This is a genomic window from Mesorhizobium sp. M1406, assembly GCF_040317555.1.
Taxonomy (GTDB): Bacteria; Pseudomonadota; Alphaproteobacteria; order Rhizobiales; family Rhizobiaceae; genus Mesorhizobium.
This window is the reverse complement of record NZ_JAMYKW010000185.1, coordinates 1-672: the sequence shown is the minus strand read 5'-3', so window position 1 is coordinate 672 and position 672 is coordinate 1. Positions and strand designations below refer to the sequence as shown.

The following is a 672-nucleotide window of genomic DNA, read 5'->3' as shown; positions in this document are numbered from 1 at the left end:
TGCGCCCCATGCACGAACCCGCTTCGCGGGAGGGTCGCCTGATTCTGAGATGGCGCGGTATTCATAGGCCTTGAGCGGGTAGAGCCCGCGATCCGACCATGGAGTTCCCTTCAACGAGAGGAACTTGCCATGGCTACCCTGTCGACCGACGCTCCGATCACACCGCTTCGCCAGCGCATGCAGCAAGACATGCTGATGCGGGGCCTGGGACCACATACGCAGCAGGACTACGTTCGTCATGTCCGACGCTTCGCAGCCTTTCTCAGACGCTCTCCCGATACTGCGACGCCCGAGGACATCCGTCGCTTCCAGTTGTATCAGCATGAGAACGGCGTTGGGCCTGCGACCATCAACGGCGCGGTCTCGGCGTTGCGGTTCCTGTTCCTGGTGACGCTGAAGCGGCGGGATCTGGCACGTGTGCTGGTGATCATGCGCTATCCGCACAAGCTGCCCGATGTGCTGAGCGTTGAGGAAGCGGCGCGGCTCCTCGAAGCAGCACCAGGCATCAAGTACAAGGCCGCGCTCGGTGTCGCCTATGGCGCGGGCCTGCGCGTGTCCGAGGTCGCGCACCTCAAGGTCGACGACATCGACTCGACACGCATGCTGATCCGCGTCGAACAGGGCAAGGGACGCAGGGACCGCAACGCCATGCTCTCGCCGCAGCTACTGGAA

General features: G+C 63.4%; 1 protein-coding gene. It reads left to right on the top strand.

Translation table 11 applies throughout. The features are described 5' to 3' along the window. Positions 1–129 precede the first annotated feature (129 nt). The coding region (locus tag NKH03_RS34860; RefSeq protein WP_352973379.1) for a tyrosine-type recombinase/integrase at positions 130–672 on the top strand (543 nt) is incomplete at its 3' end.